Origin of the sequence: Streptomyces sp. NPDC015345 (genome assembly GCF_043078805.1) — a bacterium.
Lineage (GTDB): Bacteria > Actinomycetota > Actinomycetes > Streptomycetales > Streptomycetaceae > Streptomyces.
Map to the genome: position 1 here is coordinate 536,294 of NZ_JBIBTX010000007.1, position 19,434 is coordinate 555,727.

General features: G+C 71.9%; 18 protein-coding genes. 11 read left to right on the forward strand and 7 right to left on the reverse strand.

All coding sequences use genetic code 11. The features are described from left to right. Positions 1-35 precede the first annotated feature (35 nt). From ribH to ACF062_RS29180, 6 genes are all read left to right on the forward strand, one after another. On the forward strand, positions 36-521 hold the full coding sequence (ribH, locus tag ACF062_RS29155; RefSeq protein ID WP_127908985.1) for a 6,7-dimethyl-8-ribityllumazine synthase: 486 nt from the start codon (positions 36-38) through the stop codon (positions 519-521). A 35-nt stretch (positions 522-556) separates the two neighbouring features. Then, positions 557-829, forward strand: coding sequence for a phosphoribosyl-ATP diphosphatase (locus ACF062_RS29160; protein WP_392142625.1), 273 nt, complete (start codon positions 557-559; stop codon positions 827-829). 66 nt (positions 830-895) lie between these two features. Then, positions 896-1,744 carry an ATP phosphoribosyltransferase gene (gene hisG / locus ACF062_RS29165; protein ID WP_392142626.1) on the forward strand — a complete coding sequence of 283 codons (849 nt, stop codon included), beginning with the start codon at positions 896-898 and terminating at the stop codon, positions 1,742-1,744. Positions 1,745-1,765: 21 nt separating this feature from the next. Further along, complete coding sequence (locus tag ACF062_RS29170; RefSeq protein ID WP_392142627.1) at positions 1,766-2,206, forward strand: PH domain-containing protein; 441 nt, start codon at positions 1,766-1,768, stop codon at positions 2,204-2,206. A 198-nt stretch (positions 2,207-2,404) separates the two neighbouring features. Next, positions 2,405-3,748: a hemolysin family protein gene (locus tag ACF062_RS29175; protein ID WP_392142628.1), complete on the forward strand. Its 1,344-nt coding sequence runs from the start codon at positions 2,405-2,407 to the stop codon at positions 3,746-3,748. Further along, positions 3,745-4,833: a hemolysin family protein gene (locus tag ACF062_RS29180; protein ID WP_392142629.1), complete on the forward strand. Its 1,089-nt coding sequence runs from the start codon at positions 3,745-3,747 to the stop codon at positions 4,831-4,833. The genes ACF062_RS29175 and ACF062_RS29180 overlap by 4 nt, the downstream gene beginning before the upstream one ends. Before the next feature lie 35 nt (positions 4,834-4,868). Here the strand turns inward: ACF062_RS29180 and ACF062_RS29185 are convergent, their stop codons facing one another. Both ACF062_RS29185 and ACF062_RS29190 read right to left on the reverse strand, forming a co-directional pair. Beyond that, positions 4,869-6,761, reverse strand: coding sequence for an AAA family ATPase (locus ACF062_RS29185; RefSeq protein WP_392142630.1), 1,893 nt, complete (start codon positions 6,759-6,761; stop codon positions 4,869-4,871). Between the two features lie 444 nt (positions 6,762-7,205). Beyond that, complete coding sequence (locus tag ACF062_RS29190; protein WP_392142631.1) at positions 7,206-7,880, reverse strand: uridine kinase; 675 nt, start codon at positions 7,878-7,880, stop codon at positions 7,206-7,208. Positions 7,881-8,105: 225 nt separating this feature from the next. On the opposite strand from ACF062_RS29190, the gene ACF062_RS29195 reads away from it, so the two are divergent. Next, positions 8,106-9,497 (forward strand): peptidase C39 family protein, encoded by a 1,392-nt coding sequence (locus ACF062_RS29195; RefSeq protein ID WP_392142632.1) that lies wholly within the window; start codon positions 8,106-8,108, stop codon positions 9,495-9,497. 47 nt (positions 9,498-9,544) lie between these two features. Here ACF062_RS29195 and ACF062_RS29200 read toward each other — a convergent pair whose 3' ends face one another. Continuing rightward, a complete protein-coding gene (locus ACF062_RS29200; RefSeq protein WP_392142633.1) occupies positions 9,545-11,023 on the reverse strand; it encodes a M1 family metallopeptidase in 1,479 nt (492 codons plus the stop codon). A 174-nt stretch (positions 11,024-11,197) separates the two neighbouring features. Between ACF062_RS29200 and ACF062_RS29205 the strand changes: the two genes are divergently transcribed. After that, the gene (locus ACF062_RS29205) at positions 11,198-11,344 is read left to right on the forward strand and encodes an SCO1431 family membrane protein (RefSeq protein WP_320591503.1); all 147 of its coding nucleotides are present in this window, start codon (positions 11,198-11,200) and stop codon (positions 11,342-11,344) included. Here ACF062_RS29205 and ACF062_RS29210 read toward each other — a convergent pair. Genes ACF062_RS29210 through ACF062_RS29220 form a run of 3 tightly spaced genes read right to left on the reverse strand, consistent with a single transcriptional unit; the run spans position 11,322 to position 13,760 of the window. Continuing rightward, on the reverse strand, positions 11,322-12,233 hold the full coding sequence (locus ACF062_RS29210) for a hypothetical protein (RefSeq protein ID WP_392142634.1): 912 nt from the start codon (positions 12,231-12,233) through the stop codon (positions 11,322-11,324). The two genes, ACF062_RS29205 and ACF062_RS29210, sit on opposite strands and share 23 nt — an antisense overlap. Before the next feature lie 10 nt (positions 12,234-12,243). Continuing rightward, positions 12,244-13,221, reverse strand: a complete 978-nt coding sequence (locus tag ACF062_RS29215; protein WP_392142635.1) for a DUF6114 domain-containing protein — start codon at positions 13,219-13,221, stop codon at positions 12,244-12,246. Next, positions 13,212-13,760 carry a DUF6230 family protein gene (locus ACF062_RS29220; protein WP_239570443.1) on the reverse strand — a complete coding sequence of 183 codons (549 nt, stop codon included), beginning with the start codon at positions 13,758-13,760 and terminating at the stop codon, positions 13,212-13,214. The genes ACF062_RS29215 and ACF062_RS29220 overlap by 10 nt, the downstream gene beginning before the upstream one ends. A 229-nt stretch (positions 13,761-13,989) precedes the next feature. On the opposite strand from ACF062_RS29220, the gene ACF062_RS29225 reads away from it, so the two are divergent. Beyond that, on the forward strand, positions 13,990-14,613 hold the full coding sequence (locus ACF062_RS29225) for a TetR/AcrR family transcriptional regulator (RefSeq protein WP_392142636.1): 624 nt from the start codon (positions 13,990-13,992) through the stop codon (positions 14,611-14,613). 63 nt (positions 14,614-14,676) lie between these two features. Here the strand turns inward: ACF062_RS29225 and ACF062_RS29230 are convergent, their stop codons facing one another. Continuing rightward, complete coding sequence (locus ACF062_RS29230; protein WP_356575112.1) at positions 14,677-15,921, reverse strand: glycoside hydrolase family 18 protein; 1,245 nt, start codon at positions 15,919-15,921, stop codon at positions 14,677-14,679. Between the two features lie 371 nt (positions 15,922-16,292). Here ACF062_RS29230 and ACF062_RS29235 point away from each other — a divergent pair, with 371 nt between their 5' ends. After that, positions 16,293-17,465: an acyl-CoA dehydrogenase gene (locus tag ACF062_RS29235; protein WP_392142637.1), complete on the forward strand. Its 1,173-nt coding sequence runs from the start codon at positions 16,293-16,295 to the stop codon at positions 17,463-17,465. 814 nt (positions 17,466-18,279) lie between these two features. After that, a complete protein-coding gene (locus ACF062_RS29240; RefSeq protein WP_392142638.1) occupies positions 18,280-19,407 on the forward strand; it encodes a hypothetical protein in 1,128 nt (375 codons plus the stop codon). Positions 19,408-19,434 lie beyond the last annotated feature (27 nt).

Consider the following 19,434-nt stretch of genomic DNA (forward strand, 5'->3'; position numbering starts at 1 on the left):
TCGAGAACCGAATCCGAGAACCGAAGGAGAAGCGCGTGAGCGGCAAGGGCGCACCCGAACTGAGCGTGAAGAACTGCGGCGACCTGCGGGTCGCGGTGATCGCCGCGCAGTGGCACCAGAAGGTCATGGACGGCCTCGTCGACGGCGCCCTGCGCGCCCTGAACGAGCTCGGCATCAGCGAGCCGACCGTCCTGCGCGTGCCGGGCAGCTTCGAGCTGCCGGTCGTCGCGAAGGTCCTGGCCGGACGCGGCTACGACGCGATCGTGGCGCTCGGCGTCGTCATCCGCGGCGGCACCCCGCACTTCGAGTACGTGTGCCAGGGCGTCACCCAGGGCCTCACCCAGGTCTCCGTCGACACCGGCGTCCCGGTCGGCTTCGGCGTACTGACCTGCGACACGGAGGAGCAGGCCCTGGACCGCGCGGGCATCGAGGGCTCCAGCGAGGACAAGGGGCACGAAGCGGTCACCGCGGCCGTGGCCACCGCCACCACGCTCCGTACCGTCTCCGAGCCCTGGCGCTGAGCGGGTCCGGGCGGGCGCGTAGAGTGAACGGCATCATGTCCAAGAAGACTTTCGAGGAGCTCTTCACCGAGCTCCAGCACAAGGCCGCCAACGGCGACCCCACGACCTCCCGCACCGCCGAGCTGGTCGGCAAGGGCGTCCACGCCATCGGCAAGAAGGTCGTCGAGGAGGCCGCCGAAGTCTGGATGGCCGCCGAGTACGAGGGCACGGAAGCAGCCGCAGAGGAGATCTCGCAGCTGCTCTACCACGTCCAGGTGATGATGGTCGCCCGCGGCATCTCCCTCGACGACGTCTACGCCCACCTCTGAGCCGTACACCCTCCGTACGCCAGCCGAACCAGCTCGACTCCCCATCACGCAAAGGAAGCCCGCCTCATGCTGCGCATCGCCGTCCCCAACAAGGGTTCACTGTCCGGACCTGCGTCGGCGATGCTCCATGAGGCCGGATACCAGCAGCGCAAGGAGTCCAAGGAACTCGTCCTCGTCGACCCCGAGAACGAGGTCGAGTTCTTCTACCTCCGGCCCAAGGACATCGCGATCTACGTCTCGGCCGGCAGGCTCGACATCGGCATCACCGGCCAGGACCTGCTGGTCGACTCCGGTGCCGACGCCGAGGTGATCCTGCCGCTGGGCTTCGCACGCTCCACCTTCCGCTTCGCCGCGAAGCCGGGCACGGCCACCGGCATCGAGGACCTCGCGGGCAAGACCGTCGCGACCTCCTACGAGGGCATCGTCGCCAAGCACCTCGCGGACAGCGGCGTGAGCGCCTCCGTCGTCCACCTCGACGGCGCCGTCGAGACCGCCATCGAACTCGGCGTCGCCCAGGTCATCGCGGACGTCGTGGAGACCGGCACCTCCCTGCGCAACGCGGGCCTGGAGGTCTTCGGCGATCCGATCATGAAGTCCGAGGCGGTCGTCATCCGGCGCACCGGCGCCGACGCCGCCGAGCCGAAGGTGCAGCAGTTCCTCCGCCGTCTCCAGGGCGTCCTGGTCGCCCGGGCGTACGTGATGATGGACTACGACTGCCGCGCCGAGCACCTGGAGCGGGCCGTCGCCCTCACGCCGGGCCTGGAGTCCCCGACGATCTCCCCGCTGCACAACGAAGGCTGGGTCGCCGTGCGCTCCATGGTCCCCGCCAAGGAGGCGCAGCGCGTCATGGACGACCTGTACGCCCTCGGGGCGCGGGCCATCCTCACCACCGCCATCCACGCATGCCGTCTCTGAACCCGCAGAAGGACCCGCCTCGTGTCTGAGCTCCCCGCTCTCCCCGTCACCTTCCGGCCGAAGCGGACCAGGGCGGTGCTGCTCGGCGCGGGCGCGGTGATGTTCGTGGTCATCACGGTGATCGCCTTCCTGCTGCCCAAGCTCAGCCCGGGCGAGCGGGCCAGCTTCGTCTTCACCGGTGTCCTGCTCTTCGGCGTGCTCCTGGTGCTCAGCAGGCCCAAGGTGGTCGCCGACGACTCCGGTGTGTCCGTCGTCAACATCGCGACGAGCCGCCGTCTGGCCTGGGCCGAGATCGTCCAGGTCACCCTGCGCCCCGGCGACCCCTGGGTGTTCCTCAACCTCAGCGACGGCACCAGCCTGCCCGCCCTCGGCATCCAGCCCGGCATCGCCAGGGAGCAGGCCGTCGCCGACGCCAAGGCCCTGAGAGCCCTCGTGGACGCCCGGACGCCGCAAGGGGACTGACGTTCCGCGGCGCGTCGTGATTAATCTGGTGGCGGGGCGCGCCCAGCGTGCCGCCCCGCCCCTGACGGGCCCGCCCGGCCCCCAGGGGCTCCTGCTATCCGAGGAGTGACTCCCTCCGGCGATGGACGGATCGTCCTGTAGTACCTGCGCCGCCCTCTCCCGACATACCGGGACCCGTACGACCGGAGGGGCGGCGGCATGACAGTCCCCCTTCTGCTCCTCGCGGCGGCATTCCTGCTGATCCTCGCCAACGGCTTCTTCGTGGCGGCCGAGTTCGGCCTCGTCACCGTCGAGCGGCCCGACGCGGAGAAGGCCGCGGCCGACGGCGACCGCCGGGCCCGCACGGTCGTCGACGCCCTCAAGGAGCTGTCCTTCCAGCTCTCCGGCACCCAGCTCGGCATCACCATCACCTCGCTCGTCGTCGGCATGCTCGCCGAACCCGCCCTCGCGCACCTGCTCGCGGGCCCGTTCACGGCGATCGGTGTTCCCGGCGGTGCCGTCGGCGGTGTCTCCGTGATGGTCGGCATGCTGCTCGCCTCCGCCGTGCAGATGGTCATCGGCGAACTGGTGCCCAAGAACTGGGCGGTCTCCAGGCCGCTCCAGGTCGCGCGGTTCGTCGCGGGCCCGCAGCACGTCTTCGCGCGGCTCTTCCGGCCGGTGATCTCCCTGCTGAACGCCGTGGCCAACCGGCTGGTGCGCGCTCTCGGCGTCGAGCCCGCCGAGGAGCTGGCCTCGGCCCGCACCCCCGGCGAACTGGTCTCCCTGGCCCGGCACTCGGCCCGGGCCGGCGCCCTGGAGCAGGACACCGCCGACCTGTTCGTCCGTACCCTCTCCCTCGGCGAGCTGACCGCGCAGCACGTCATGACGCCGCGCGTGAAGGTCAGCGCGCTCCAGTCGTCGGCGACCGCCGAGGACGTGGTGAACCTGACGCGCGCCACCGGCCTGTCCCGCTTCCCGGTCTACCGCGAGCGGATCGACGAGATCGTGGGCATGGTGCACCTCAAGGACGCCCTCGCGGTCCCCGCCCACGAGCGGCTGCGCACCCCGGTGAGCCGCATCGCGCAGGCCCCCCTCCTCGTCCCCGAGACGCTGCCCGTGCAGCCGCTCCTGGCGCGCCTGCGCAGCGAGCAGCCCATGGCCGTCGTCGTCGACGAGTACGGCGGCACCGCCGGGGTGGTCACCCTGGAGGACATCGTCGAGGAACTCGTCGGCGAGGTGCGCGACGAACACGACCTGCTCGACGTGCCCGAGCTGTGTCCCGTGCCGCCCGAGGACGGCAGGCCCGCGTGGGACGCCGACGGCAGCTGCCGCGTCGACACCCTGCGGCGCATAGGACTCGACGTACCCGAGGGCCCCTACGAGACGGTGGCGGGCCTCGTCGCCGATCTCCTCGGCCGCATCCCGGCCCCCGGCGACCGGGCCGAACTCCCCGGCTGGCGGCTCTCCGTGCGCCAGGTCGGGCACAACCGCGCCGAGCGGGTCAGGATCGCCATGACGGCGGACGCCCCGGCGCTCGCGGCGGCCGCGGAGGCGGGCCGATGAGTCTGCTCCAGCTCCTCTTCGCCGTCCTGCTGGTGCTCGCCAACGGCTTCTTCGTCGGCGCCGAGTTCGCGCTCGTCTCCGTACGCCGCAGCCAGATCGAGCCCCTGGACACCAAGCGGGCCCGCCAGGTCCTCTACGGTCTCGAACACCTGCCGCAGATGATGGCGGCCGCCCAGTTCGGCATCACCGTCTGCTCGCTGACGCTCGGCGCCGTCGCCGAGCCGACCGTGGCGCACCTCCTGGAGCCGCTCTTCCACGCGGCCCACCTGCCCGAGGGAGTGATCCACCCCCTCGGCTATGTGATCGCCCTCGCCGTCGTCGTCTTCCTGCACCTCGTCATCGGCGAGATGGTCCCGAAGAACCTCGCGATGGCGGCCCCCGAGAAGACCGCGCTCTGGTTCAGCCCCGGCCTGGTCGCCTTCGCGCGGCTGTGCCGGCCCGTCACGGTGGCGCTCGGGGCGTGCGCGCGCGTCGTCCTGAAGCTCTTCGGGGTGGAGCCCAAGGACGAGGTCGAGGCGGTCTTCACCAGCGAACAGCTCAACCGCCTCGTGGAGGACTCCGGCCAGGCGGGCCTGCTCGACCCCGAGGAGCAGGAGCGCCTGGAGGACGCCCTGGAGCTGGGCTCCCGCCCGGTGACGGACGTGCTCCTCGACCCCGCCTCGCTGGTCACGGTGGACGCCTCGGTCACCCCGGCCCAGGTGGTCGAGCTGACCGGCCGCACCGGCTACTCCCGCTTCCCGGTCCGCGCGGAGAACGGCGCCTTCATGGGCTACCTCCACGTCAAGGACGTACTGGATCTGGAGGAGACCGACCGGGCCGTGCCCCAGCAGGTCTGGCGCCCGATGACGACACTGCGGGCGGAGCTGCCGCTCGACGACGCGCTGACCGTGATGCGGCGCGCCGCGACCCATCTGGCGCAGGTCGCCGACGCCTCGGGCAGGGTGCTCGGCCTGGTCGCCCTGGAGGACGTCCTCGAACTCCTGGTCGGCGAGGTCCGCGACCCGGCACACCGGGTGGCGGTGCCCCGCAGGCCGCAGGAGGCCACGATCGGGCGCGGCAATCTGGACGGCGCACTCGTCGGGTGAGGGGGGCGTTCGACGGGCGGCGGGACGCGCCGGGCTCAGCAGCCCGGCGTGTCCTGCGGCCCGCGCCCCGAGAGCACCTCCCCGTACGCCTGCATCAGGTCCGGGAGCCGCAGTGTCGACAGGTCGTCGCGGTCCGGCTCGCCCGGATAGCCGGAGAGCCGCAGGTCGCGGTAGGCGCAGCTCTTCTCGTAGAGCGTGCGCAGGAAGCGGCCGTTGCCCAGCTCGTCGATCCAGCCCTGGCCGACGACGTGCCCGCTGATGGAGCGCAGCTCCTCCACGGCCTCCTCGTCCCACACGTCGCCGTTCTCGGCGGCCAGCACCTCGCCGATCGCCGTCAGCTCCAGGGGGCGGTACGAGGGGAAGTCGACCCGCGTCGTGAACCGCGAGGACAGGCCGGGGTTGGTGGCGAGCAGCCGGTCCATGCCCTCGGGGTAGCCGGCGAGGATCACCACGAGGTGGTCGCGGTTGTCCTCGGCCCGCTTCAGGAGCACCTGGAGCGCCTCGTCGCCGTAAGCGTCGCCCTTGCCATAGCCGGAGTTGGAGAGGGAGTACGCCTCGTCGACGAAGAGGACGCCGCCGATGGCCGAGTCGATCAGTTCGTTGGCCTTCACGGCGGTCTGGCCGAGGTACTCGCCGACGAGGTCGGCGCGCTGCGCCTCCACCAGATGGTCGCCGCCGAGCAGCCCGAGGGCGTAGAAGACGCGGCCGAGGATGCGGGCCACGGTGGTCTTGCCGGTGCCCGAGGGGCCCGAGAAGACGAAGTGTCGTTTCGGCGGCTGCACGGGCAGGCCCTGCGCGGTCCGCAGGCGTGCCATGTTCAGCTGCGCGGAGAGCGCCTTGACCTGGCGTTTCACCGGCTCCAGGCCGACCATGCCCTCCAGTTCGGCGAGCGCGGCCGCAAGGAGCGCGGGGTCGGTGGGCCCCGGCGGCAGCTGCGTGGGCCCCGGCTTGATGGGGATGACCGCCTTCTCGCGGACGGCGTCGGCCTCGGCGGAACCACTCTGTGCGGGGGGCGGCCCGCCCGGCGGGGGTTCGAGGCCGGTGACCTTCACGTCGCGGCCCTCGGTGCCGAAGAGGACGTCGATGCCGTCGGGCCCCTCCAGCGCGTCCTGGCCGCCGCCCGCCAGGCTGATCGCGGCGGCGAGGTCGGCCGCCTCGTCGTAGCCGTCGCCCTCGGCGATCGCCGCGAGCCGTGCCGAGGTGTCCATGAAGGCGGCGTCGACCCGGTGCACCGCGCGGTACAGGGGCAGCGCCGCCGCCGAGCGTCCGGTGCCCTCGTGCGCGCGGGCCAGCCAGTACCGCAGCTCCTTGCGCTGGGGCTGCTCGCTGCGGCACCGCATCAGGGCGGCGGACAGCAGCGGCTCGGCCTGGCCGTACATCTCCAGGCGCACCCGGGCCATGCCGCCGAAGAGCCCCGCCTCGATGCCCAGCATCGGGTCGTCGATGAGCGGGTCGGTGTGCCGCACCAGCTGCTCCCAGTCCTTGACCAGGTAGGCGCGGCAGGCGTGCAGGAAGCGCACCTGCGGGTCCGCGTCGACGGGCGGCAGTCCGGCGAGCGCCCGGTCGAGCTCGGGGACGTGGCGGCCGTCGAGCCAGTGCGATGCGTGGGCGAGCAGCAGGTCGCGCGAGCTCTCCAGGACGGGCTGGACCCACCAGCCCAGCCAGTACCAGGAGTTGAGGGCGCGCGTGTGCCGTGCGCGCTGCTCCCCGAACCGGGACCGGTGCTGGAACATCCGCAGCAGCGCCGTCGTCGTGTCGACGCGCAGCGCGTGCAGCCCGAGCCAGCCGTCCGCCATGCCGGGATCCATCCGCACCGCGGTACGGAACTCCTCCTCGGCCTGCGGATAGGCGCCCATCGTGTAGGCGTCGACGCCCCTCAGCCAGGCGAGGTCGGCCGGTGCGGGTGAGCCCACCGCGTCGAAGTCCATCACGTCCCCCACAAACCGTGCCCCCGTTTGCGTACCACCGGGCCGGTGCCCGCCGGCCACTTACTGAACCGCCGTGCTGCGGACGGGAGTTGATCCGGCGCGCAGAGCATCCGTCCGGAAAAGGCGCACCGATAGGCATCGTACCTGCGGGGGAGCGGTCGGCCGTAGGGTGCCGCAGTGCCGGATCGGCCGGAAAGGGCCGCCGGGGAGCGGGGCCGATGGTGACCGAGGGTGAGCGAATGGCGGCTCGGAGCGGTCGGGGATCGGGCCCGGAGGGCAGAACGAAGCCCCCGATCACGGGGGAACAACCGGGGGCTTCGCGTCTGCGGGCGGCCTCGGAAGGCCGCACAATCAGAACGTAAGTCCTGTAAGGTCCCTGGGTCAAGCGTAGTTGGGGCACTCGTGAAAAGTCGCCGGGCCAACTGGAAGGCGTCTTCCGGAGGTTCAGCGGACCGCCGACGACCCATCACCCTGTGTCACGGCTTGGGTTCCGACTGGCGCCCCACTGGGCCCCCGCAGCACCTCGTATCCCTCTGGACACTGTCGTACCAGGAGGTCGGCGAAGGGCCGGGAAGGGTCATCGGTGAAGTGCCGCAGTTCCGCCGGCTCCCACCCGTCCCAGAAGTCCCGCTGGACCGCGCCGTCCCTGCGGCGTCCCCGCTGCCACGCCGCCGCGCGCGGCACGTCCATCCACAGCACGGCGGCGAGGTGTCCGCGCAGCGCCCGGCGCCCCGCGCCGACGCCCTCGACGATCACCACGGGCGCCGGTGGCAGGGTCCGCTCGGCGGGGCCGAAGCGGCGCTCGGTCCAGTCGTACGGGGCGTAGCGCGCCGTCTCGCCGCGGGAGAGCGGGTCGAGGATCTGCCGCCGCAGCCGCTCGGTCCAGCCGAACAGCTGATCGTGGCTCGCGATGTCGTCGAGCCGCAGGACCGGCGCGCCGCCGAGCGCCTCGGCGAGGCGCCGCGCGAACGTCGACTTCCCCGAGCCCGCGTGCCCGTCCACGGCGACCAGCCGGACGGGGCCGCACGAGGGCGGCAGGCCGCGCAGGGCGGTCGCGAGAGCGGGCAGCCGGGTGGGCGAGGTGCGCGGGGTCTGCGGGGCACGCGGGTCAGGGGCCATCACCGGCAAGCCTACGGTGCGCGGAAGCAGGTGTTCCGCGCGCCGACCCAGGTCATGCCATTGGTTGAGGCCAATATTGATGCGCGCGGTGGTGCCCGAAGCGCTGGCAGAAGACGGCCGGGACCGGCCATAGTTGCCCCACTTCCGTGCGGCCGACCACTTCCGTGTACCTGACCCGACCCTTCCGGCTCCGGCCGGAGACCACGTCGACTGGGGGTCCCCCTGATGGACCGAGCTGACCACCCCGACCGCCCCGACACCATGTCCCGCAGATCCGTGCTCGCCACGGCCGCCGCCCTGACCGCCCTCGCGGCGACCACGGGCCCCGCCCTGGCCGCGGGCGGCACGGCTCCGGCGCGCCGCGCGCCGCGCGCGGACCGCTTCGTGGACAACCGCTTCTGGACCTCGTACGAGGACTGGCGGGCCGGCACCGCCGAGGGCACCGCGGTCGTCACCGGAGGCCGCCCCGGCCTGCGGATCGCGAAGCCCGCGGGCCGCACCGACTACACCGACCCGCACACCGGCAGGACCGCCGCCTGGGAGCACGCGCGCTGGACCTCGCCCACGCACCGCTCCACCGTCCCCGCGACGGAGGTCATCGCCTCCTGGAACGCGCGCACCCCCGCCGGGACCTGGCTCCAGGCCGAGCTGATGGTCACGTACGCCGACGGCTCGGACAGCCCCTGGTACGTGATGGGCCGCTGGACCTCCGGCGACGACAAGGAGACCGACATCCGGCGGACCTCGGTCGACGGCCAGACCGACGGCAAGTCGACGGTCTGGACGGACACGCTCTCCCTGGACGACGCGACGGCCGGTCCGCGCGTCGTCTCCTACCGGCTGCGCCTGACGCTGTACCGCACGCCGGGCACCACCGCGACGCCGACGGTCTGGCGGCTCGGCGCGATGGCCTCGGCGGTCCCCGACCGCTTCACGGTTCCCGCCTCCGCGCCCGGCGTCGCCAAGGAGCTGACGGTCCCGCGCTACTCGCAGGAGATCCACGTCGGCCAGTACCCGGAGTACGACAACGGCGGCGAGGCCTGGTGCAGCCCCACCTCCTCACAGATGATCATCGAGTACTGGGGGCGCAAGCCGAAGCCGGAGGACCTGGCCTGGGTCGACCCCTCCTACGCCGACCCGCAGGTGTGCCACGCGGCCCGCCAGACGTTCGACTACCAGTACGACGGCTGCGGGAACTGGCCCTTCAACGCGGCGTACGCGGCGACGTACACCGACCTCCAGGGCGTCGTGACCCGGCTCGCCTCGCTCACCGAGCTGGAGCAGCTGATCGCGGCGGGCATCCCGGCCATCACGTCCCAGTCGTTCCTCAAGGAGGAGCTGACGGGCGCCGGGTACGGCACGGCGGGGCATCTGATGACGGTCATCGGCTTCACGGCGGACGGCGACGTGATCGCCAACGACCCGGCCTCGCCGAGCAACGACGCGGTGCGCCGGATCTACAGGCGGCGTGAGTGGGAGAACATCTGGCTGCGCACCAAGCGCTACAACTCCACCGGCAAGGTCGTCTCCGGCACGGGCGGCGTCTGCTACCTGTACTTCCCGGTGAAGCTCAGCACGGCGCAGCGGCAGGCCCTCGCGGTGGTCGGCATCCGCTGACGGGTGCCCGGGGGCGCGGGCCGCGGTGCCCGCGCCCCCGGCGGGCCTCACGTCACCGGGTCCACCACCCAGTCCGGGTGCCCCGGCATCGGCGGCGTCTTAGAGCCGTACAGCCAGGGCCGCAGGAACCCCTCCAGGTCCTCGCCCGCTACCTTCGACTCCAGGTCGACGAAGTCCCGCGTGCTCGCCGTGCGCCCCTGGAAACCGCTCACCCAGGCGCGTTCGATCCGCTGGAACGTCGCGTCGCCGACCTGCTCGCGCAGCGCGTACAGCACGAGCGCGGAGCCGTCGTAGCGCATGCGCTTGAAGAGGTTCGGCTCGGTCGGCTCGGCGGGGGCGCCGAAGTCCTTGCGCCACTGGTCGTGCGCGGCGTACGCGGTCTTCATGGCGGCCTCGAAGCTGTCGCCGCCGTTGGCCTCCGAGTAGAGGCGTTCGTAGAAGCGGGCGTGGCCCTCGCTCACCCACAGATCCGACCAGCTCTCCAGGGCCACGCTGTTCCCGAACCACTGGTGGGTCAGCTCGTGCACCAGATTCCGCTCGGCGTCGACCTTCGTGCCCAGCAGGTCGGCCTTGGGCACCAGGGAGAGCGTCTGGGTCTCCAGGGCGACGCCGAGGTCGGTGTCGCCGACCAGGACGCCGTAGCGGTTGAAGGGGTAGGGGCCGAGCCGCTCCTCCAGCCACTTCACGTGGTCGGGGGTGAGCTTGCGGTACTCGGCGGTCGGCTCGACCAGAGCTTCGGGGACGACGTCCCGCAGCGGGAGCCCGCCGGGGCCCTCGCCGTCGACCAGCCGGAACTTCCCGACGGCCAGCTGCACCAGCTGTGTGGAGAGCGGCTGCTCGGAGTCGTACGTCCAGCGGACCCGGCCGCCGGGGGCCTCGACGCGCGAGACCAGCTTGCCGTTGGCCACGGCCGTGCGGTCGCTCGGCGTGCTGATGCGGAAGGTGATCGGCGCGCGCCGGCTCGGGTGGTCATCGGCGGGGAAGATCATGCGGGCGCCGTTCGGCTGGGGGTAGACCACCGTGCCGTCCGGCGTGGGTATCCAGCCGTAGTCCTCGATGGCGTCGTCGCGGTGCCGGGTCTGGCTGGGGTCGGCGGTGTACGTGACTCTGACCGTGAAGGAACTGCCCTTGCGTATCGGTGTCTTGGGGGTCACGGTCAGCTCGTCGCCCTCGCGGGACGCGCCGGCCTTCGAGCCGTTGACCGTCACGGCGTGCAGGGTGTTGCCCGCGAAGTCCAGGTTGAAGCGGGAGAGGGCCTGGGTGGACGTGGCCCTGATGGTCGTCGCCGCCTCGAAGGGCGTCTTCGGCGCCTGCCAGTCGAAGTCCAGGTAGTAGCGGTCCACCCGGTAACCGCCGTTGCCGTCCAGCGGGAACAGCGGGTCGCCGAGGCCGGGCGCGCCCGGCGAAGGCTTGCCGCCCGTGGCCGGGGCGGCCTGCGAGACCGGGGCGGTCAGGGCGGCCGCCACGGTGATCGCGGCCGCGAGGGCGAGCCGTGCTCCGCGGTGGGGCGTCCGGTTCGTGCTCATCGGGAACCTCTCGGTCGGATGGTGCGCGGACGTACGTCGTGTCTCGTTCTAGACGCACGGCGCTCCGCCCGAGTTGTGGCGTGACCAAGGTCTCGCCCCCGGACAGGTTTCCTGCTGGCATGGTGGAGGGGTTCCATGGGGGGACACCGCTGCCGGAAGAATCAGTGAGAAGACATGACCGCGTTCTCTGCCACCGCCGTCCGCGTCCGGGCCCGTACCGGCGGCCCCAAGGAAGACGGGCCGAATCTCCTGGAGCACCTCGCGGGCTGGACGCTCGTCGTGGTCCTCGCGATGCTCGTCACGCAGACCGGTCTGCTGTGACCCCGCCGACGTAGTCGCCGTTGCCGTCCGCGCCGGCCCGCCAGTGCCGGTGCGGGACGCCCACCAGGCCGTACAGCCACCGCACCGGTGACCGCCGGGGCAGCAGTGTGAGCCCCGCCACGATCGCGAACAGCGGCAGCCCGAGCCATCCGCCCAGCAGACGCACCAGCACGCTCGCGAGGAGCGCGCCCACGAACGGCAGCCCGTACACCCCGGCGCCGGCGATGACGACGGCGAGGACCCTCGGCACCTTGCGGTCCTCGTCGGCTCCCGGCAGCGACCAGCCCTCCATGAGCCAGCCGACCCCGGTCGCCAGCATGGTGCCGATCACCGCGGCCCCGAAGAGCAGCAGCGCCAGGAACGTCCCGGACGTCACGAAGTCCAGTACGTGGTTGACGACGCTGTCCCTCGGCCAGTCGGCGAAGTCGTCGGCACCGGGGGAGAGGAACCGCTCGTAGCCCCGGCCGTCCCACCCGTGGACGAGCGTCCCGAACAGCAGGAAGTACCCGCCCACGCACTGGAGGCAGGCCCAGTAGCCCGCCCCCGCGAGCACCAGCGCCTGCGCCACGAGGAACCCGAGGATCGCGGCCACCGGGATCCCGCCCGCGTAGCCGAGGACGAACCCCGCCCATACGTCCTCGTGACCGGCCGCGACGTGCATCGTCGCCCACGCGGGGTTCTGCCACAGCAGGAAGAGCCCTGTCGGCACCATCAGGACGGCGGCGAACAGCGCCGTGAGCGCCAGATAGGGGTTGGCGGCCCGGCTGCGGGTGCGCGGCCCCTCACCGGCGTTGATCCGCTCCCACACCTGCAACTGGCGCCCCGCACAGAGCGCGAAGGTCGCGCCGATCGCGTACGCCCAGAACAGGGCGGCCTGGATCTGGATCACACCACGCCCCTCACGCCGAGGCCTTCAGGGAGAGCCCGCCCGCCACGATGGAGTCGGAGGTGACCAGGGCCTGTTCGGCGCTGACGTCCGTCATGAAGACGAACGGCGGTACGAGGGGCGGCACCGGCAGCCTGTCGGGGGTGAAGGTCAGACAGAGCAGGCCCTCGACGCACCCCCTGAACTTGGTCAGATACAGCGTGACCGAGCCGCTCAGGTCCAGCGTGTCGGCGCCCAGGGCGAGTTCCTCGCCCCCGTCCCGCGTCGTCAGCTCGTAGTCGGTGAGCGAGGCGGCCTTCATCCGGAGCACCATGACCTTCAGCGGGCCGTCCGCCGTCGGGATCTCCTTGACGCCCGCCACGATGAAGCCCTGCGGGGCGAAGAGCGTGGTGGTGATGGTCGGCGGCGTCCTGGCCGCCACGATCGAAGGGGCGGGAGCCGCCCTGGCCGGGGTTCCGTTCACGATCCCCGCCACGATCACCACCGGCAGCAGCACGGCGAGCGTCCGCGTGCCCTGTCCGTCCCGGACCCTCGGCGGCGCCGGGTCCTCCTCGGCGTCCTCGGGCACCGGCGTCCACCCGAAGCCCATGGCGCTGCCGGCGATCCCCAGGAGCATGCCGACGAGGAACCCGCCGAGGTTGGTGGCGGCGAACGACAGCACCGACAGGATCAGGGCGTTGACGCTCACATAGTGGTGCGTGTGCGGCAGGAACCACAGGAAGAGCCCCGCCACCACCAGCGCGATCCCGATGCCGACCGCCGCGATCCCGCCGAGCCCGAGGCTCACCAGGACCGTCAGCGGCGAGAGCGGCACCAGCAGCAGTTCGGCGCCGCCGAGGAGCAGCAGCAGGCCACCCCAGAACGGCCGCGTACGCCGCCACCTGCGCAGCACCCGCCGCTGCCGGGGCCAGGGCAGCCGCCGGTCGAGGGGGCCGCCGCCGTCCTCGCGGAAGGGTCTGACACCACCTCTGCCGCCGCCGGTCAGAAGCACTTCTTGCCGCCGAGGCTGACGTCGACCCGCATGCCCTTGAGCCGGAAGTTCCCGCCCGTCGCCGACCAGGCGTGGGACTTCACCCCGGAGACCGTGATGTCCCCGGCCTGGAGCCCGAACTTGCCCCGCTCGCCCTTGACCCCGGGCACCTCGTCCAGCGTCGAGGCGTCCCGGCCGATCTGCGCGGTGCCGAAGCGGGCGTCGCCCACCAGGTCCTCGCCGTCGATGACGAGGTTGCTCGCGGTGACGTTGCCCGCGTCGCCGCCCGCGGTCAGCTTGAAGACGACCGTGCCGAGCGGGGTCTTCACCTCGGCGGCCTGGCAGATGTCGGACAGGGTCGCGTCCCCGATCCCGAGGAGCGCCACCGGGTGCCCCTTGCCGTCGATGTCCCGGTCCGTCTGGACGTACGAGGACAGGCCCTCGCTCGTCAGCTTGCCCGAGGAGACCTGGAAGCTGGTGCCCGAGACTGCGAAGGACGCGGCGAGCGCGCCCTCGGCCATCACGGACGCCATCACACCGACGGCCAGGACGGCCGGCATGGCCACCACGGCCGTCTTCCTCCAGGAGGTCCTGCCCTCGCGTAACGCGTTGCGGCTAGCGCCCACTGTCTTCCTCCCGTACGTCGTTCCGCGTCGTCAAACGTGCGTGTTCCGCGTCGTCAAGCGTGCGTAAGGGGAGTGCGTGAAGCGCCGTCGGGAGCCGGTCGGCAGGTGGCACCGCTCTGCCATACTGCGGACATCCCACGGCAGTTGGAGACTAGGGCCGAAATTGAATAATAGTCAACAGCGCGGTACCGACCGTTCCGCGGCTCGCCGCGCCGAACTCATCACCATCGGCCGGAAGCTGTTCGCCGACAGGTCCTACGACGCTCTGTCGATGGACGACATCGCGAAGCAGGCGGGCGTCGCCAAAGGGCTGATCTACTACTACTTCAAGTCCAAGCGCGGCTACTACCTCGCGATCATCGAGGACTCCGTCGCCGACCTGGTCGCGCGCGCCGGACGGCACGACGACCTGCCGCCCGTGGAGCGCGTGCAGCGCACCATCGACGGCTATCTGCGCTATGCCGAGCACCACCAGGCCGCCTACCGGGCGATCATCAGCGGGGGAGTCGGCTTCGACGCCGAGGTGCACGCCATCCGCGACGGCGTGCGCGAGGCGATGATCAAGACGATCGCCGAGGGGACGTACGGCCGCGCCGACATCCCGTGTCTCGCCCGCACCGCGCTGCTCGGCTGGCTGTGCAGCGTCGAGGGCATCACGCTCGACTGGGTCGGGCACCGCGGTCTGGCGCGCGACCGGGTCTGCGCCCTCCTCGTGCGCACCCTCGGGGACACGCTGCGCGTCATCGAGGACTTCGAGCCGTCGTTCCCGGCGCCTTCGCGGCCCTGAGGCGGCTGCGCGCGAAGGGGCGGGAGCCGACCGGCTCCCGCCCCAACACACGTGCCGAGTACGTCAGTTGATGGCCTTGATCAGCTCACCGTTCGCCGTGTCGCCGCTGAGCTCCCAGAAGAACGTGCCGCCGAGGCCCGCCTGGTTCTTGTAGTTCATCTTCCCCGCGATGGTCGCCGGGGTGTCGTAGCTCCACCAGTTGTTCCCGCAGTGGGCGTACGCGGTCCCGCCGACCGTGCCGTTCGCCGGGCACTTGGTCTTCAGTTCCTTGTAGTCGTCGATGCCCTGCTCGTACTTGCCCGCGGCGGGCCCGGTCGCGGTGCCGCCGGGGGCCTTCTGCGTGACGCCCGTCCAGCCGCGTCCGTAGAAGCCGATGCCGAGCAGCAGCTTCTGGGCCGGGATGCCGAGGCTCCGGAGCTTCTTGATCGTGGCGTCGGAGTGGTACGAGGCCTTCGGGATGCCGGTGTAGGAGGTGAGCGGCGAGTGCGGGGCGGTCGGCCCCTTCGCGTCCCAGGCGCCGAAGTAGTCGTACGTCATCGGGTTGTACCAGTCGACGTACTGGGCGGCGCCCGCGTAGTCGGCCGCGTCGATCTTGCCGCCCGCGGAGGCGTCCGCGGGGATCGCCGCCGTCACGAGATTGCCGCTGCCGAACTTCGCGCGGACCGCGGCCATGAGCTTCTTGTACGCCTCGCGCCCGCTGGTGTCACACGTCAGGCCGCAGGCGTTGGGGTACTCCCAGTCGATGTCGATGCCGTCGAAGACATCGGCCCACTTGGAGTTCTCGACCAGGTCGTAGCAGGACTGGGCGAACGCCGCCGGGTTCTTCGCGGCCTCCGTGAAGCCGCCCGACCACGTCCAGCCGCCGAAGGACCACAGCACCTTGAGGTCCGGGTGCTTCTTCTTGAGCTTGCGCAGCTGGTTGAAGTTGCCGCGCAGCGGCTGGTCCCAGGTGTCGGCCACGCCGTCGACGGACTGGGCGGCGGTGTAGGCCTTGTCCGTCGCCGCGTAGGCGTCGCCCATCGCGCACTTGCCGCCCTGGACGTTGCCGAAGGCGTAGTTGATGTGGGTGAGCTTGGCGGCGGAGCCGGACGTCTCGATGTTCTTGACGTGGTAGTCCCGGCCGTAGACACCCCATTCGGTGAAGTATCCGACGACCTTCGAACCGGCGGCGGCCTTGGTCGTCGGGGTCCTGTCCGGTTCGGCGGCGGCGCTGCCGGCCCCGCCGAGGAGGCCCGCGCCGAGGACGGCGCAACAGGCGGTGGCGATCAGGGCGCGGAGGCCGGGGCGAGGGGAGTGCGATCTGAGCATCATGTCTCCTCGTGGGGGGGAAACCAGTGAGACGCGGGGGACGGGGGTTGCTGCTGGGGACCCGCGGATGTGCTGTGCCGGGAGCCTTTGGCATGAACGCGGTAAGTCGTTCAATGGAACACTAGGAGGACTAGACCAGTGCGGTCAATGGTTCGGACCAATCCGGCCGCCCGCGACGATCTCCGGCTATCTTTCGAGTAAGCGGTCGTTAACCAGTGACTGGCTGCCGCTGATCGGGCATACTCAACGCGCCGCAGTCGCTGGTCAGCCGCTTCCGTGACCCGGGAGAGACCCTGGCTCGGCATCGTTTCCGGCGTCGCCGCCTCACCCTGCGCGGGCGCCCGCCGTAGCCCGACAGGGAGGAGAGCGTCATGCCCGACCACGCCCCGCAGCCGGTGGATCGCCAGCTGCCGACGGATGAGGCCAGGGATCTGCTCGCGCTCGTCCGGGACATCATCCAGCGCGAGATCGTTCCGCACGCGGCGCAGGAGGAGGAAGCCGGACGCTTCCCGCGCGAGGTCTTCACCCTGCTCTCCGAGGCCGGACTGCTCGGTCTCCCGTACGACTCCGAGTTCGGCGGCGGCGACCAGCCCTACGAGGTCTACCTCCAGGTCCTGGAGGAGCTCGCCGCCGCACGCCTGACCGTCGGCCTCGGCGTCAGCGTCCACTCGCTCTCCTGCCACGCGCTCGCCGGGTACGGCACCAAGGAGCAGCAGGGCGAACACCTGCCCGCCATGCTCGGCGGCGGCCTCCTCGGCGCGTACTGCCTCTCCGAGCCGGCGTCGGGCTCGGACGCCGCCTCCCTGCGAACGAAGGCCGTCCGGGACGGCGACCACTGGGTCATCGACGGCACCAAGGCCTGGATCACGCACGGCGGCGTCGCCGACTTCTACACCCTCCTTGCCCGTACCGGCGGCGAGGGCGCCCGGGGCGTCACCGCCTTCCTGGTGCCGGGCGACGCGGAGGGGCTGACCGCGGCGGTGCCCGAGAAGAAGATGGGCATGAAGGGTTCGCCCACCGCGCAGATCCACTTCGACGGCGTCCGCGTCCCGGACTCCCGCCGCATCGGGGATGAGGGCCAGGGCTTCGCCATCGCGCTCTCGGCGCTCGACTCGGGGCGGCTCGGCATCGCGGCCTGCGCCATCGGTGTGGCCCAGGCGGCGCTGGACGAGGCGCTCGCGTACGTCACCGAGCGGCGGCAGTTCGGCCGGCCGATCGTGGACTTCCAGGGGCTGCGCTTCATGCTGGCGGACATGGCGACGCAGATCGAGGCGGGCCGGGCGCTCTATCTGGCGGCGGCCAGGCTGCGCGACGCGGGCCGGCCGTTCGCCAAGCAGGCGGCCATGGCCAAGCTGCTGTGCACGGACGCCGCGATGAAGGTGACGACGGACGCCGTGCAGGTCCTCGGGGGCTACGGCTACACGGCGGACTTCCCCGTGGAGCGCTTCATGCGCGAGGCGAAGGTGCTCCAGATCGTCGAGGGCACCAATCAGATCCAGCGCATGGTCATCGCCCGTCACCTCGCGGGTCCCGAGACGCGCTGAACTGACCCCGGGGCACGGGCGGCGCCACCAGCCGGGTCCACTCCGGGTCGTGGCGCCCGGGCAGCGTCCGGCCGCGGTCGATCCAGTGACGGATCAGGGCGCGGTAGATCGGCGGGTCCTGAAGATGGGGCTGCGGGTGGGGCGGCTGTGGATGGGGCGGCTGCGGGCGGGGGGCCGTCGGGGGTTGCTGATACGCATGTTGCTGGTACGCATGTTGCTGGTACGCATGCTGCTGGTACGTCTGCTGACGCGGCTCTGCCTGCTGAGCTCGCGGGGGAACCGATTCTGCGGAGGCGGGCACCATCACCAGGGTGCGTCGCCGACGGCTGGTGGGGACGTGCGTCGGGCCCATGTCCGTGGGGGTCATGCCAGACCAACGCCTGCCCGGGCACCGAAGTCACCGCCCTGCGGATTAGGGCGTCAGTTCATGGCATCCGCGTGTCGGGGGCGGCGGACGGGCCGCATCCGCACCCCGGGCGCGAGCGCCGCCCGGGAGCGGCCTGAAGCGCGCGGGGATCGACGTAGCGCGCCCCGAAGCACGCGTGCGCGCGGCGGACGGCCCGGCGCGCCCCCGGGGCTGGATCCGTTGCCCTGCGCTCGGGGCGTCTACTCGCCGGGGAGCACGGGGCTCGGCTCGGCCTGGCTCGGTCCGCGGGGTGGGCCCAGCCCGCGGCAGGCACCCGGCCCGGCTCCCGCCCCGCCCGAAGCCCGCCTCGCCCGGACGCGGCCGCGCACGCACGTCTATGGCTCCGGCCCAGCGACTGACGTACCGTCAACTCCACGCCGAACTGCCGCGCGCCCAGGGAGGTTTCCCGTGGAGGACGACCGTCCGGTACCGCTCGACGAGTACCCCGTGCACCAGGTCCCCCTGTCGATGAAGCACGTCGCGACGGGCGACCGCAACGCCTACGACCGGTGCATCTACCACCTCTTCGACCACGAGGGCCACGCCCTGCTGATCCTCGGCCTCGGCGTCTATCCGAACACCGGAGTCATCGACGCGTACGCCACCCTCCGCACCGGCGACACACTGCACGCCGTACGCGCCGCCGACGCCCTCGGCGACGACCGGACGGACCTCTCGGTCGGCCCCCTGCGCATCACCGTCGACGAGCCGCTGCGCCGGCTGCGGCTGGAGTGCGCCGCCGACCCAGGTGACCCCGCCTCCCTGTCGTACGACCTCACCTGGAACGCCGACTTCCCCGCGCTCTGGGAACCGCACCACATCCAGCGCCGCGGCGGACGGCTCACCCTCGAAGGGCGCCGTTTCGTCCAGGTGGGCCGCCCCTCGGGGACGATCCGCGTGGGCGGCGAGGAGATCCCCGTGACGGCGGGGGAGTGGACCGCGACCCGCGACCGCAGCTGGGGCGTGCGGCCCATCCCAGGGGAGGAACGCGGGCGCCTGGAGGAGGAGTTCGCCGCCGAGGGCTTCCACTGGATCTGGTGCCCGGTGCGTTTCGATGACCGCTTCCTGATGGTCGTCGTCCAGGAGGACGCGGACGGCTACCGCACCCTCAACGACGCCACCCTCGTCCGCCCGGGCCACCGCGACCGCCAACTCGGCTGGCCCCGCGCCGACATCGTCTACCGCCCCGGCACCCGCCACCCCGAGCACGCCGTCATCCACCTCACGGACCCCGGCGGGCACAAGCCCCTGGAACTCGGCGTCGAGGTGCTCGCCTCGCTGCCCCTGGCCGTCGGCGCGGGCTACCCGCCCGCCGACGACTGGCAGCACGGCACCTGGCGAGGCCGCGGCTGGACCGACCGCCGCATCTACGACCTCTCGGACCCCGCGGCCCACCCGCTGGCCGCATACGGGGTCATCGACCACGCCGCGCGCTTCACCCTGGACGGCCGCACGGGCCACGGCATCTTCGAGCACGGCAGCTTCGGCCGCCACGACCCGAGCGGGTTCACCGGTTTCGACTCCGTGGCGCCCTGAAGGCCGCCGCCGGTTCGACGAAGGAGC